The sequence below is a fragment of the Microbacterium sp. NPDC091676 genome (assembly GCF_044756645.1).
Taxonomy (GTDB): Bacteria; Actinomycetota; Actinomycetes; order Actinomycetales; family Microbacteriaceae; genus Microbacterium; species Microbacterium paraoxydans_D.
The window spans coordinates 157,007-170,810 of record NZ_JBIVTI010000002.1; the positions used below are offsets into that span (position 1 = coordinate 157,007).

10 protein-coding genes are annotated in these 13,804 nt (G+C 70.7%); 7 read left to right on the top strand and 3 right to left on the bottom strand.

The genetic code is table 11. The features are described from left to right. Positions 1-16: 16 nt before the first annotated feature. The 3 genes from mmsB to ACIQID_RS13885 form a co-directional block, all read right to left on the bottom strand. The gene (gene mmsB, locus ACIQID_RS13875; protein ID WP_025105620.1) at positions 17-1,387 is read right to left on the bottom strand and encodes a multiple monosaccharide ABC transporter permease; all 1,371 of its coding nucleotides are present in this window, start codon (positions 1,385-1,387) and stop codon (positions 17-19) included. Further along, entirely contained in the window at positions 1,384-2,904 is a 1,521-nt protein-coding gene (mmsA, locus tag ACIQID_RS13880) for a multiple monosaccharide ABC transporter ATP-binding protein (RefSeq protein ID WP_312675927.1), read from the bottom strand. Before mmsA ends, mmsB begins: the two co-directional genes overlap by 4 nt. Before the next feature lie 153 nt (positions 2,905-3,057). Continuing rightward, a complete protein-coding gene (locus tag ACIQID_RS13885; protein WP_249521340.1) occupies positions 3,058-4,071 on the bottom strand; it encodes a LacI family DNA-binding transcriptional regulator in 1,014 nt (337 codons plus the stop codon). Between the two features lie 167 nt (positions 4,072-4,238). Here ACIQID_RS13885 and ACIQID_RS13890 point away from each other — a divergent pair, with 167 nt between their 5' ends. The 7 genes from ACIQID_RS13890 to ACIQID_RS13920 all read left to right on the top strand — a co-directional run bounded on the left by ACIQID_RS13890 (position 4,239) and on the right by ACIQID_RS13920 (position 13,797). Further along, positions 4,239-5,723: an amidohydrolase family protein gene (locus ACIQID_RS13890; RefSeq protein ID WP_400286151.1), complete on the top strand. Its 1,485-nt coding sequence runs from the start codon at positions 4,239-4,241 to the stop codon at positions 5,721-5,723. A gap of 153 nt (positions 5,724-5,876) precedes the next feature. Beyond that, positions 5,877-7,265 (top strand): serine hydrolase domain-containing protein, encoded by a 1,389-nt coding sequence (locus tag ACIQID_RS13895; protein WP_400286154.1) that lies wholly within the window; start codon positions 5,877-5,879, stop codon positions 7,263-7,265. After that, a complete protein-coding gene (locus ACIQID_RS13900) occupies positions 7,262-8,185 on the top strand; it encodes a serine hydrolase (RefSeq protein WP_312675282.1) in 924 nt (307 codons plus the stop codon). The genes ACIQID_RS13895 and ACIQID_RS13900 overlap by 4 nt, the downstream gene beginning before the upstream one ends. A gap of 73 nt (positions 8,186-8,258) precedes the next feature. Next, positions 8,259-9,851, top strand: coding sequence for an ABC transporter substrate-binding protein (locus tag ACIQID_RS13905; RefSeq protein ID WP_312675283.1), 1,593 nt, complete (start codon positions 8,259-8,261; stop codon positions 9,849-9,851). Positions 9,852-9,863: 12 nt separating this feature from the next. Continuing rightward, a complete protein-coding gene (locus ACIQID_RS13910; protein ID WP_400286159.1) occupies positions 9,864-10,862 on the top strand; it encodes an ABC transporter permease in 999 nt (332 codons plus the stop codon). Then, positions 10,859-12,781: a dipeptide/oligopeptide/nickel ABC transporter permease/ATP-binding protein gene (locus tag ACIQID_RS13915; RefSeq protein WP_400286162.1), complete on the top strand. Its 1,923-nt coding sequence runs from the start codon at positions 10,859-10,861 to the stop codon at positions 12,779-12,781. Before ACIQID_RS13910 ends, ACIQID_RS13915 begins: the two co-directional genes overlap by 4 nt. Continuing rightward, positions 12,778-13,797: an ABC transporter ATP-binding protein gene (locus tag ACIQID_RS13920; protein ID WP_400286165.1), complete on the top strand. Its 1,020-nt coding sequence runs from the start codon at positions 12,778-12,780 to the stop codon at positions 13,795-13,797. The genes ACIQID_RS13915 and ACIQID_RS13920 overlap by 4 nt, the downstream gene beginning before the upstream one ends. Positions 13,798-13,804: the final 7 nt, after the last annotated feature.

Consider the following 13,804-nt stretch of genomic DNA (forward strand, 5'->3'; position numbering starts at 1 on the left):
TTGCGCGACGCGGCCCTTACTTTCCGCGCGTCTCCTCGACGGCGGGGGCTTCGTACTTCTGACTGGTGGGGTAGTTCGTCTTCGTGGGATCGAACGTGTCGGTGGCCGGATCCTGCTTGCGGCCGAGACGGCGCGTGAGGAAGCCGATGATCGACGGACGACCCTGCTGCTTGTTCCACACGTCGACCCCGACGGCGAAGAGGAGCACGAGGCCCTTGATCATCGAGACGACGTCGGCACCGGCGCCGAGCAGTGCGAGGCCGTTGTTCAGGAACGCCATCACGAGACCGCCGATGATCGACCCGATCACCGTGCCGATGCCGCCGGAGACGGCCGCGCCGCCGATGAAGACCGACGCGATCGCATCGAGCTCCCACCCGTTGCCGTCCTGCGGGCCCGAGGCGGTCGCCCTGGCGACGTAGATCATGCCGGCGAGCGAGGCCAGGACCGACATGTTCATCATCACGAAGAAGTCGACCCAGCGATCCTTCACGCCCGAGAGGCGCGCGGCCTGGCGGTTGCCGCCGACCGCGTAGATGTGACGGCCGAAGACGGTGTTGTTCGTGATGAACGAGTAGAGGATGACGAGAGCGAGGAGGATGACGCCCGAGATCGGGAAGCTCGTACCCTCGCGCCCCGTGGCGAACAGCCAGCCGGCGACGAGGATGACGGCCGAGATGAGGACGACCTTCGTCACGCTCACCCAGAGCGGCGCCATGTCGGAGCCCATCTTGCGCTGGATGCGCCGGGTGCGGATCTCCCAGAACACGATCCACGCGACGCCGGCGAGCGCCAGCAGCATGGTCGGGATGTTGAACGGCAGCGGCAGGGCGATCTCCGGCAGGTAGCCGGCGCCGATGATCTTGAAGCCCTCCGGCACGGGCACCGACTGCGAGTCACCCACCGCCTGGTTCGCGCCGCGGAAGAACAGCATGCCGGCCAGCGTCACGATGAACGCCGGCACTCCGACGTAGGCGACCCAGAACCCCTGCCAGGCACCGACGAGCACGCCGACACCGAGGCCGAGGAGGATGCCCAGCGGCCAGGGGAGGTTCCAGTCCTGCATGGCCTTCGCCACGACGATGCCCGTGAACGCCGCCACCGAGCCGACTGAGAGGTCGATGTGCCCCATGATGATGACCATCACCATGCCGATCGCCAGGATCAGGATGTACGAGTACTGGTTCACGACGTTGATGAGGTTCCCCGAGGACAGCGTGAGACCCGTGCCCTTGAAGATCCAGGTCAGCACCTGGAAGACGACGAGGATGACGACGAGGCTGCCGAGGATGCCGAACTGACGGAGGGTCGACTGCCCTCCCCCGAACATCTTCGTGATGTCCTTGAAGTGGAAGCCGCGCTTCGCGGTGGTCGAGTCGGTGGTCATGCGGATGCTTTCTGGGTCGCGGAGGTCATGCTGCGCATGAGGTCTTCGGGGGTCGCCTGGTCGGCCGGGATGCAGTCGGTGACCCGGCCTTCGAACACGGTGTAGATGCGGTCGGAGATGCCGAGCAGCTCGGGCAGCTCGCTGGAGATGACGATCACGCCCTTGCCCTGGGCGGCGAGCTCGTTGATGATCGCGTAGATCTCGTACTTGGCGCCGACGTCGATGCCGCGGGTGGGCTCGTCGAGGATCAGCAGGTCCGGGTCGGTGAACATCCACTTCGCCAGCACGACCTTCTGCTGATTGCCGCCGGAGAGCTTTCCGACGCCCTCCTCGACCGACGGGGTCTTGATGCGCAGCGCCTTGCGGTAGCGCTCCGCCACCGAGAACTCCTCGCGGGCGTCGACGACGCCGTTGTGCGCGATCTTGGAGAGCTTCGCCGCGACGATGGACCGCTTGATGGTGTCGAGCAGGTTGAGCCCGAGAACCTTGCGGTCCTCGCTGACGTAGGCGAGGCCGTGCTTGATGGCGGCGGCGACGTCGGGGAGCTCGATCTCCTGGCCGTCCTTCACGAGCGTGCCGGAGAGGAACGTGCCGTAGGACCGGCCGAAGATGCTCATCGCCAGCTCGGTGCGCCCCGCACCCATGAGCCCGGCGATGCCGACCACCTCGCCGCGACGGACGTCGATGCTCGACCCCTTCACCACCATGCGCTCCGGCACGGTCGGGTGCTGCACCCACCAGTCCTTGACCTCGAAGAACACCTCGCCGATCTCCGGCGTGCGGTCCGGGTAGCGACTCTCCAGCGACCGGCCGACCATGCCGCGGATGATGCGGTCCTCGTTGATCTCGCCGCGGGAGATGTCCAGCGTCTCCACCGTGCGACCGTCGCGGATGATCGTGATCTCGTCGGCGATCTGCTCGATCTCGTTGAGCTTGTGGCTGATCATGATCGACGCGATGCCCTTGGCCTTGAGCCCGAGGATCAGGTCGAGGAGGTGCTGCGAGTCGTTCTCGTTGAGGGCGGCGGTGGGCTCGTCGAGGATGAGCAGCTTGACGTCCTTGTTCAGCGCCTTGGCGATCTCGATGAGCTGCTGCTTGCCGACGCCGAGGGTCTTGATCGGCACGTCCGGGTCCTCGTCCAGGCCGACGCGGGCGAGCAGCTCGATCGTGCGCTCCTTCTGCGCCTGCCAGTCGATGCGGCCGAAGCGGCGGATCTCGTTGCCGAGGAAGATGTTCTCGGTGACGGACAGCTCGGGGATGAGCGCGAGCTCCTGGTGGATGATGACGATGCCGGCCTGCTCGCTGGCCGCGATGTCCTTGAAGCGCTGCTCCTGGCCGTAGAGGAGGATCTCGCCGTCGTACGTGCCGTAGGGGTACACCCCCGAGAGGACCTTCATCAGCGTCGACTTCCCGGCGCCGTTCTCGCCGCAGATCGCATGGATCTCGCCGGCGCGGACGGTGATCGAGACGTCGGCGAGCGCCTTGACTCCCGGGAACTCCTTGGTGATGCGGCGCATCTCCAGGATCGGGCCTGACACGGTCGGCAACGTTGCTGTGGTGCTCACGGATCTTCCTCGCGACGTGCGGTCACCTTCGATGTGACCGTTCACATCGGTATATCGTCGTCTTCCGCGGGAGCCGTGTCAAGTCCGCGGCGTGTTTTCGTGTCGCTACCGTGATGCAGCGGATTCGCGCGCCCGCAGGAGGGTCTGCAGCGGGCCGAATGCGGGGGTCTTCTCGCCGCGGATCTCGGCGAGGAGGATGCGCACGGCACGTCGGCCGAGCTCGGGGAAGTCCTGGTGCACCGTGCTCAGCGTCGGCGCCACGTGCGCCGCGACCGGGATGTCGTCGAAGCCGATCACGCTCACGTCATGCGGCACGCGCAGCCCGGCGTCGCGGAAGCCGTGCAGCAGTCCGATGGCCATGAGGTCGTTCGCCGCGAACACCGCCGTGAAGTCGCGCCGCAACGAGAGCTCCTTGCCGGCGAAGTAGCCGAAGTCGGCCGTCCAGTCCCCGCGGATCGGCGGGAACGTCGGCAGGTCGGCGTCGCGGAGCGCATCCAGATACCCGCGCATCCGGGACTCCGCCTCGATCCAGTCCTGCGGCCCGGCGAGATGGAGGATGTCGCTGTGACCCAGCGCGATCAGGTGCTCGGTCGCCGCCTTCGCCCCCGCCACCTGGTCGGCGGAGAGGCTGACGCCGTCCGAGCCCGAGGCGGTCTGCAGGGTCACGAAGGGCATCGTGACGTTCATGCCGCGCAGGACATGGAAGACCCGCACCTGCGGGGCGAGCACGACGATGCCGTCCACCTGCTCGCGCTCGAGCTGGCGCACGGCGTTGCCGATCGCCTCCGGAGTGGTCGCGGGGAGGTTGAGCGTGGAGACCGAGTACCCCTCCTCGCGCGCCGCGTCCTCGATGCCGGCGATGGACGACGTCGGCCCGAACTCGCCGATCGTCGCGGACAGGATGCCGAGCATGTTCGACTTGCTCGTCACGAGCGCGCGCGCCGCGAGATTGGGACGGTAGTCGAGCACGGCGATCGCGTCGAGCACCTTCGCCTTGGTCTCCGGGCGGATGCTGGGGTGATCGTTGAGCACCCGGGAGACGGTCTGATGCGAGACGCCGGCGAGGCGGGCGACGTCGCGGATGCTCGGCATGCGGGCACGCTCGGAGGAGGTCGACATCCAGCCTCCTCGCGTGTGCACGGTCACATGACTACTTCATTATGTCTGCCGACGATGCCCCGTGCACCTCGATGGGGCACCGGAGTTCGTGGGAGCGCACCGGAAGCACGCCCTGGTTTCGTCCGACGGCACGGGACGCGCCGCGCGGAGGGTGCGAGGGTGGCGGGGTGGACACCCTGGTACGCGGCGGGCGCGTGATCGACCCGATGACCGAGACGGACCGGACCGCCGACCTGCTGATCGCCGACGGGCGGGTACGGGCCATCGGGCGGGATCTCGCCGCGCCCGTCGGCGCCGACGTGATCGAGGCGGACGGGGCGATCGTCGGTCCCGGCTTCGTTGACCTGCACAGCCACGTGCACTCGATCGCCGGTCAGCGGCTCCAGGCGATGGACGGCGTGACCACCGCACTCGACCTCGAGGCCGGGCTCATGCCGATCGCGGAGGCCTTCGCGCGCGCCGCCGCGGACGGACGCCCCCTGAACTACGGGTTCTCCGCCTCCTGGGCGCAGGCCCGCGCCCTCGCTCACCTCGGCCGCGTGCCCGTCGCCGACTTCACCGCGTCGATGGACCTGCTCGGCCTCAGCGAGTGGCAGCGGTCCTCCTCCCCCGTCGAGCGTCGCCGCTGGCTGCGCCTCCTGGAGGACGAGCTGTCCGCCGGAGCTCTCGGCATCGGCGTGCTGATGGGCTACGCCCCGCGATCCGACCCGGACGAGTACCTGGCCCTCGCCCGGATCGCCGCCGCCGCACACGCCCCGACCTTCACCCACGTCCGCGAACTGATCGAGGCCGATCCGCGGACCCCGATCGACGGGTCGGAGGAACTCGTCCGGGCTGCGGCCGAGACCGGCGCCGCCATGCACCACTGCCACGTGAACAGCACCTCGCTCCGCCACGTCGACCGGGTGCTCGCGCTCCTCGACCGCAGTCGGGCCGCCGGCTCCCGGGTGACCGTCGAGGCCTATCCGTACGGCGCGGGGAGCACAGCCATCGGGGCTTTCTTCCTCGCGCCGGAGAAGCTCCCCGGCCTCGGCATCACGCCGCAGTCGCTCCTCCTCGTGGAGACGGGCGAGCGGATCGCCGACGAGACCCGGCTGCGCGAGCTCCGCGCCTCCGATCCCGGCGCCACCTGCATCGTCACCTTCCTCGACGAGGCCGACCCCTTCGACCGCGCCCACCTCCACCGCGCGCTGGCCTACCCGGACGCGATCGTCGCGAGCGACGCCATGCCGGTGTCGTGGACGCAGCCCGACGGCTCCTCCGTGTACGAGCAACGGGAGTGGCCGCTCCCGCCCGGTGGGCACACGCATCCGCGCACCGCCGGCACGTTCCTCAAGTCGCTGCGCCTGATGGTGCGGGAAAGCGGGGAGTGGAGCTGGCTGGAGGCCTTCCGCCGCTGCTCCACCCTCCCCGCCCGCGTGCTGGACGAGGTCGCCTCCGGGATGCGACGGAAAGGCCACCTGGGCGTGGGCGCCGACGCCGACCTGGTGATCCTCGACCCGGACGCCGTGACCGATCGCGCCAGCTACGCCGACCCGACCCGCCCGTCCCGGGGCGTCCGGCACCTGCTCGTGCACGGCACGGCGGTGGTGCGGGACGGCGACATCGTGCCCGATGCCCTGCCGGGACGTGCCGTGCGCGGCGACGCCTGACGCCTCGAGCGCTGAGCTCTTCGTCCGGCGGCACCAAGGGCGGCGCACATCTCGTCGCCGGGCACCAACGACGAACCGGAACCCGCCAATAGTCTCGGCGCATCGCCGTCCCCCCCTCCGTGGCGACGGCCGACTCGACGAAGAGGAGCGCACGTGTCCGAACTGAACGAAATCGGCAGCTGGGTGCGGGAGAACCTGCCCGCGCTGCTCGCCGACGCGCACGTCCCCGCGGCATCCGTCGCGGTCCTGTCCGACGGCGAGGTCGTCACCGCCGCCGCCGGCATCCTGAACCGCAACACCGGGGTCGAAGCCGACGAGGACTCGGTCTTCCAGATCGGGTCCATCACCAAGACCTGGACGGCGACGCTCATCATGCAGCTCGTCGACGAGGGTCTGCTGGACCTCGATGCGCCGGTGCGCGACGTCGTCCCGGCGTTCGCGATCGCCGACGAGGCGGCGGCGAGCGCCATCACCCCGCGCCAGCTCCTCAGCCACGTGAGCGGCTTCGAGGGCGACCTGTTCAACGACACCGGGGTGGGCGACGACGCCGTGGAGAAGTACCTCGCCACGATCACGGATGCCCCGCAGCTGTTCGCACCCGGCGAGCGCTTCTCGTACAACAACGCCGCCTTCGTGGTGCTCGGCCGGATCGTCGAGGTGCTGCGCGGGACGTCCTTCGACCAGGCGTTGCGCACGCACCTGGCGACACCGCTCGGGCTCACCCATCTCGCCACCTCCGCGGCGGAGGCGATCATGTTCCGCGCCGCACTCGGTCATCTCCCGTCCGAGGACGGCGACGAACCGGTCCCGGCACCCGTGTGGAGCCTCGTGCGCTCCAACGCCCCTGCCGGATCGATGCTCGCGATGACGGCGCGCGACCTCGTGACGTACGCCCGGATGCATCTGGACGGCGGCGTCGCCGCGGACGGCACCCGTGTGCTCTCGACGGAGAGCGTGCAGGCCATGCAGGAACGTCAGGTCGAGCTGCCGGACCTCGGGCTGATGGGCGACGCCTGGGGCCTCGGCTGGGAGCTCTTCGACTGGGAAGGCGGGCCCGTCATCGGCCACGACGGCGGCACGATCGGCCAGAACGCATTCCTCCGCATGGTGCCGGGCGCGGGTGTCGCCGTCGCCGTGCTCACCAACGGCGGACACGCCGTCGACGTCTACCACGCGATCACCTCGCGGGTCCTCGCCGCCCTCGCCGGCGTGCGCATGCCGGCGCTGCCCTCCCTCCCGGACTCCCCCGTGGAGGTCGACCTCGACCGGATCCTCGGGACCTATTCGTCCTCGGTGTCCGACTCGACCGTACGCGTCGACGACGACGGTCGCGTGTGGCTCGAGCGCACCATGAAGGGCATCTTCGCGGAGCTGGGTCCGGCCCCCGAACCGGTGGAGCTCGTCGGCTGGGCGGGTGACACCCTCCTCCCCCGCGAGGCGCAGAACGGCATCCGCATGCCGCACGCCTTCGTGGGCGACGACGGCACGGGTCGCGCACTGTACCTGCACACGGGCCGGGCCGACCGTCGGGTGGACGCATGACGATCGCGGCGACGACAGCTCCCGGCATCTCGGAGATCTTCGCCGATGCCGGCGCCGTCGGCTTCCTGCACGCGCGGGAGATCGGCGTCGACGGCGGACCGGAGGTCGCGATCGGCGCCGACGAGCCGGTCGTGCTCGCATCGGTGTTCAAGATCCTCGTGCTGACGGCGTTCGTCCGTGCGGTCGAGGCGGGCGAGCTCGACGGGCGGGAGCGCACCACCGTCACGGCCCGCTACCGCATCGGCGGTGTCGGCACGGCCGGATTCGCCGACGACACCGAGGTGAGCTGGCGCGACCTCGCTCTGAACATGATGTCGATGAGCGACAACGCCGCCACCGACGTCCTCTACCACCGCCTCGGCGCCGCGGCCGTGGACAGGGTGATCACCGATCTCGGCCTGCACCGCACGCACCTCATCGGCTGCTGCGAGGACCTGTTCGCCTCCGTCGTCTCCGGTCTCGGCGGCACCCCGGACAGCGACCTGGACGCTCTGCTCAGCGGTGCGTCGGCGGACCAGGTGCTCGCCCTCGACGCGCTCGATCCGCAGCGGACCACGCGCTCGACCCCCCGCGAGGTCACGACGCTGCTCGACTCCCTGTGGAGCGACCGCGCCGCCCCCGCGGCGGCCTGCCGGCAGGCGCGCGACATCATGGCCAGACAGATCTGGCCGCACCGGCTCTCGTCCGCCTTCCCCTCCGGCGTGCAGATCGCAGCGAAGACGGGGACGCTGCCCACCTGGCGCAACGAGGCCGGCGTGGTGACCTACCCGGACGGCCGGCAGTACGCCGTCGCCGTGTTCACCCGCGCGGCTTCGCTCGCCGACCGGCAGCCACGCGTCGACGCGTCCATCGGCGCCGCCGCGTACGCCGCCGTCGAGCACCTGCGCGCGGCGACACCGAGCCGGAGCCACGACTCCTGAACCGCACCACCCCCTCGCACCACCGATCCGCACGACCCGACCCGCACCGCCCGAACACCGCTGGAGGCTCCTGATGCGTTCCCGTACCCCGCTGCTCGCCCTGCTCGGCGCCACGGCGCTCGCCCTGACATCGTGCGCCGGCGGCGCCGCTCCCGGCGGCGACGCCGGGGAGGGCGTCCTCGCCGACGGCAAGACGTTCACCTCGGTGATCTCGACCGATCCCGGAAGCCTGGATCCGTTCGTGACCGTTATGTCCGTCGCCCGCTCCGTCGACCGCTTCCTGTACGCCCGTCTCGTGGAGGTCCTCGAGGACGGCAGCATCGTGTCGGGTCTCGCCGAGGACTGGGAGTCCGACACCACCACGGCGACCTTCACCCTGCGCGACGGCGTCACCTGCGAGGACGGCACGCCGCTCACCGCGACCGACGTGGCCGCGAACATCACCCACATCGGCGACCCCGCGAACGGCTCTCCCCTCATCGGCCTCCAGGTGCAGCCCGGCACCTCGGCCGTCGGAGACGACGCCGCCGGCACGGTCACCGTCACCAGCGGCCGCCCCGACTCGTTCCTTCTGGAGAACGTGGGCAGCATCTCGATCGTGTGCGGCACCGTGATCGACGACCCGGATGCGCTGGCCAAGGGCGAAGGCGCGACCGGCATGTTCACGATGACGGAGATCGTCCCCAACAGCCAGTACACGCTCACGCGTCGCGACGACTTCACCTGGGGCCCCGGAGACTGGGATCCGGAGCAGAAGGGCCTGCCGGACACCGTGGTCTTCCGGGTGATCCCGAACGAGACGACCGCCGCCAACCTCCTCCTCTCCGGAGAGGTCAACGCGGCCCTGGTGATCGGCCCGGACAGCACGCGCATGGAGGAGGCCGGACTCTTCCACACCGATGTCCAGACGCCCGGCGGCTCCTTCACGTTCAACCAGGCCGACGGCCGACCGACCGCCGACCCGGCCGTCCGCGAGGCGCTCATGCAGGCCGTCGATCTGGAGCAGCTGCGGCAGGTCATCGGCAGCGGCAAGGCCACCGTGCCGACCGGGCTCGTCACGGTCTCGCCCAACCCGTGCCGCGCCGACACCGTCTCCGGGCACCTGCCGGAGACGGACGTCGACGCCGCGGCCGCGGCTCTGGACGAGGCAGGGTGGACCGCCGGCTCCGATGGCGTCCGCGCCAAGGACGGCGAGCCGCTCACGCTGAAGATGATCTACTCCTCGCAGTTGGGCGACGCCGGCAACGCGGCGGCGGAGCTCGCCCAGTCGGCCTGGAAGGACCTCGGAGTCGACATCTCCGTCACCGCGGTCGACTCGCCCACGCTGAGCGAGGTGCTGTTCTCGACGGGCGACTGGGACATCTCCGCCGCCCCGCTGACGGTGTCCCTGCCGAGCATGCTCGTGCCGTTCTACTCCGGGCCCACCCCGCCGAACGGCACGAACTTCGCCGGCATCGACAACCCCGACTACACCGCCGCGGTCACCGCCGCGTCGGAGAAGGCCGGCACCGACGGCTGCGACGACTGGAGCGCGGCCGAGGTCGCCCTCTTCGAGACGACCAGCGTGGTGCCCTATGCGAACATCCTGCGCTCGACCTTCGCCCACAAGGCGGAGTTCACCGAGGGCGACGGCATCGACCCGACGTCGATCCGGATGTTCGAGTAACGGAGGCAGCCGATGGCCAGCACCACCGCCACGCAGGCGATCCTGATCAGATCCGCCCGGTCGGACAACCCCTGGGTGTCCTTCCTGGTCCGGCGCGGAGGGCAGTTCGTCCTCGCGGTGTGGGTGCTGGTCACGGCGGCCTTCCTGATGATCCATCTCGTCCCCGGCGACCCGGTGCGGGCGGCGTTGGGGATGAACGCCCCGGCCGAGCTCGTCGAGTCCCGCCGGGCGGCCCTCGGTCTCGACCAGCCGCTGCTCGTGCAGTACGTCCGTTACATCGGCGGACTGTTCACGGGCGATATGGGCACCTCGATGATCACGAGCCAGCCGGTCTCCGAGCTCATCGCGACCCGGCTCCCCGCCACGCTCCAGCTCGCGCTCCTCGCGGTGGTCCTGGTGCTGCTGATCTCGGTGCCGCTCGGGGTCACGATGGCCGTGGCCACCCGCGGCGGCCGGCGCCGTGGCCTGGAGCTGGGTTTCGCCACGGTCACGGTGATCCTCGCCGCAATCCCCGAGTTCCTGCTCGCGGTCGGCCTCGTCTACGTCTTCGCCGTCTCCCTCGGGTGGTTCCCGGTCGCCGGCAACACCGCACCGTTCGCCCTCGTGCTCCCGGTGCTGGCCCTCGCGATCGGGCCGATCGCCGTGTTCTCCCGCATCATCCGGGTCGAGGTGCTCTCGGTGCTCGGGCAGGACTTCATCCGCACCGCCCGTGCCAAGCGGCTCGCCCCGCGCCGCATCTACGCCCGGCACGCGGTCCCCAACGCCATGACCGCCACCCTCACCCTCACCGGCCTGCTGCTGACGGGCATGGTCGCCGGCACCGTCCTCGTGGAGAACGTCTTCGCCTGGCCGGGGCTCGGCACCATGATCGTGCAGTCCATCCTCACCAAGGACTACTCGGTCGTGCAGGGGATCGTGCTCGTCTACGGCATCGGCGTGCTCCTGGTGAACCTCGTCATCGACGTGGTCCTCGCCCTCCTCGATCCGCGCTCCACCATCAGGGAGGCATGATGGCGCCCACCCGCAACGCCTGGTCGGCGATCGTCCGGTCCCCGCTCGGGGCCACCGCGCTCGCCCTCATGGTCCTCGTCGCGCTCACCGCGATCCTCGGGCCCGTCATCTGGGGCCCGCAGGCCGAGCAGGTCGACCCGACCGCCGTCACCCAGGGCCCCAGCGCCGCCCATCTGCTGGGCACCGACACTCTCGGTCGCGACGTGCTGGCGCGGGTGCTGGTGGCCACCCGCCTCTCCGTGGTCCTCGCCGTCATCGCCGTCCTCATCGGCGTGATCGCGGGATCGCTGCTCGGCATGGCCCCCTCGGTCCTCCCGCGGTGGGCCGGACGCCCGATCGCCGGTTTCGTGAACATCGCCGTCGCCTTCCCCGGGCTCCTGCTCGCGCTCTTCTTCGCCGTGATCTTCGGCGTCGGCACCACCGGATCCGTGCTCGCGATCGGACTGGCCATGGCACCGCAGTTCGCGCGTCTGACCCAGACCCTGTCCGCGGCGATCGCCGGACGTGACTTCATCGCGGCGGCCCAGGTCGCCGGCGTCTCCCGATTCCGCATCCTGTTCCGGCACATCCTGCCGAACATCGGCGAACCGCTCATCGTCAATGCGACCGTGGCCGCGGGGTCCGCGCTGCTCGCGTTCGCCGGTCTGTCCTTCCTCGGGCTCGGCGTGCAGGTACCGGAGTACGACTGGGGCCGCCTGCTCGGCGAGGGCCTGAACCGCATCTACCTCAACCCCGCGGCGGCGCTCGGTCCCGCCGTGGCCGTGATCATCGCCGGACTCGCCTTCAACCTCCTGGGCGAGACCGCCGCCGCGGCGCTGGGCGGACGCTCCGGACGCCGCCGCCACCGGCTTCCCGCCGTCGCGCAGCCCGCCCCGCGCGACGCCGGCACCGTGCCCGCGCAGGTCGACGGCGACGACGTGGTGCTCCTCGTCGACGACCTGCGCGTCTCCTTCCCCACGCCTGCCGGCTGGGTCACGCCCGTCCGCGGGGTGTCCTTCGCCGTCGGCCGGGGTGAGGCGATCGGCGTGGTCGGAGAGTCCGGATCCGGGAAGAGCCTCACGGCGCTCGCTGCGGCTCGGCTCATCGAACAGCCGGGACACGTGTCCGCCGCCCGCCTCGACTTCTGCGGCGTCCCGGTGCTCACCACGTCGGAACGGACGCTGCGACCGTTGCTGGGGACCTCGCTGGCGATGGTGTTCCAGGATCCGATGACGTCGTTCAACCCGACCCGCCGGATCGGCGCGCAGCTCGCCGAAGCCGCGTCCGAGCACCAGGACATCACCCGCCTGGCTGCCAGGGAGCGCGCGGTCGAGCGCCTGCAGTCCGTGCGGGTGCCTGCTGCGGCCCGCCGCGCCCACCAGTACCCGCATGAGTTCTCCGGCGGGATGCGGCAGCGCGCCATGATCGCGATGGGGCTGATGAACCACCCCAAGCTCATCATCGCCGACGAGCCGACGACAGCCCTCGACGTCACCGTGCAGCGGCAGGTGCTGCAACTGCTCGACCGCGTGCGCCGGGACACCGACGCGGCCATCCTCCTCATCAGCCATGACATCGCCGTCGTCTCCCAGACCTGCGACCGCGTGCTCGTGATGTACGCCGGCCGCATCGTCGAGGACCTCCCCGCCGCCGACCTGCACAGCGCCGCACGGCACCCGTACACACGTGCGCTGCTGGAGGTCGTCCCCGAGCTCGATACCGACCGATCCCTGCCGCTGCGGACGATCCCCGGACGCCCACCGGCGCCGGGCGCCTTCCCCGTCGGCTGCGCCTACGCCGACCGCTGCCCGCTCGCGACCGCCGTCTGCCGCGAGAAGGACCCCGCGCTCGTCGCCGACGACGCCGGGCGCCGCGTGGCCTGCTGGCACCCCGTGACGGCGACGCCCGCGCCGGTCCGTGAAGAGGAGGCCGTCCGATGAGCGCACTGCGCTTCGAGCACGTGAGCGTGCGGTACGGATCGCACCGGTCCGGGCTGACGGCCGTGGACGATGCGACGCTAACCGTGCCCTCCGGTTCCGTCGTGGGCCTGGTCGGCGAATCGGGCTCGGGCAAGTCGACCCTCGCGCGCGCCGCCATCGGCCTCGCCCCGATCAGCGAGGGCGCCATCACGCTCGACGGCGCGGACGTGCGCTCCTTCCGTCGCCGTCGCCCCATCCAGATGGTGTTCCAGGATCCGTTCTCCTCGCTCGACCCGCGGATGACCATCGGCGAGTCGATCGCCGAGGCGCTCCCCCGCGACCTGCGCGGGGGCCGAGCCCGCCGCGCCGAGGTCGCCCGCCTGCTCGACCTCGTGAGCCTCGACGCCGACCGGGCCGAGGCCCTCCCCGCCGCCCTCTCCGGCGGGCAGCGGCAGCGGATCGCGCTCGCCAGGGCTCTGGCGGCCCGCCCCGAGGTCGTCATCGCCGACGAGATCACCTCGGCTCTCGACGTCTCCGTGCAGGGCTCCGTGCTCAACCTCGTCCGGGAGCTGCGGGCCGAGCTCGATCTGACGATGCTCTTCATCTCGCACAACCTCTCCGTCGTCCGCTACCTCAGCGACCACATCGCGGTCATGTACCTCGGGCGGATCGTCGAGGTCGGCCCCACCGCGCAGGTGCTCGCAGATCCGCAGCATCCCTACACGCGGGAGCTCCTGCAGGCGGCACCCACCCGCCACGGCGACCTGCTGGCGGTCGACCCGGTCGCTCCGGTCGCCGTGGAACCCGCCGACCCGCACGCGCCGCCCTCCGGCTGCCGCTTCCACCCGCGGTGCCCCATCGGTCCCGTCGCCCGGCCCGACCGGCAGATCTGCGTGCTCTCCGAGCCGACGCGCCCCACCGGACCGGTCGGAGCCGCCTGCCATTTCGCCGGATCTGTGCCGCCACCCCAAAGCGCGGTCCTGCTTTCGGTCACCGCCACAACACCGCCGGCGACCGCAGCCGACACGCTGAACTGACCATCGG

Bases quoted from the DNA above. Each gene is read 5' to 3' on its own strand.
- mmsB (WP_025105620.1), bottom strand. From the start codon at position 1,387: ATGACCACCGACTCGACCACCGCGAAGCGCGGCTTCCACTTCAAGGAC.
- mmsA (WP_312675927.1), bottom strand. From the start codon at position 2,904: ATGCGCCGCATCACCAAGGAGTTCCCGGGAGTCAAGGCGCTCGCCGAC.
- ACIQID_RS13885 (WP_249521340.1), bottom strand. From the start codon at position 4,071: ATGTCGACCTCCTCCGAGCGTGCCCGCATGCCGAGCATCCGCGACGTC.
- ACIQID_RS13900 (WP_312675282.1), top strand. From the start codon at position 7,262: ATGACGATCGCGGCGACGACAGCTCCCGGCATCTCGGAGATCTTCGCC.
- ACIQID_RS13905 (WP_312675283.1), top strand. From the start codon at position 8,259: ATGCGTTCCCGTACCCCGCTGCTCGCCCTGCTCGGCGCCACGGCGCTC.
- ACIQID_RS13910 (WP_400286159.1), top strand. From the start codon at position 9,864: ATGGCCAGCACCACCGCCACGCAGGCGATCCTGATCAGATCCGCCCGG.
- ACIQID_RS13915 (WP_400286162.1), top strand. From the start codon at position 10,859: ATGATGGCGCCCACCCGCAACGCCTGGTCGGCGATCGTCCGGTCCCCG.
- ACIQID_RS13920 (WP_400286165.1), top strand. From the start codon at position 12,778: ATGAGCGCACTGCGCTTCGAGCACGTGAGCGTGCGGTACGGATCGCAC.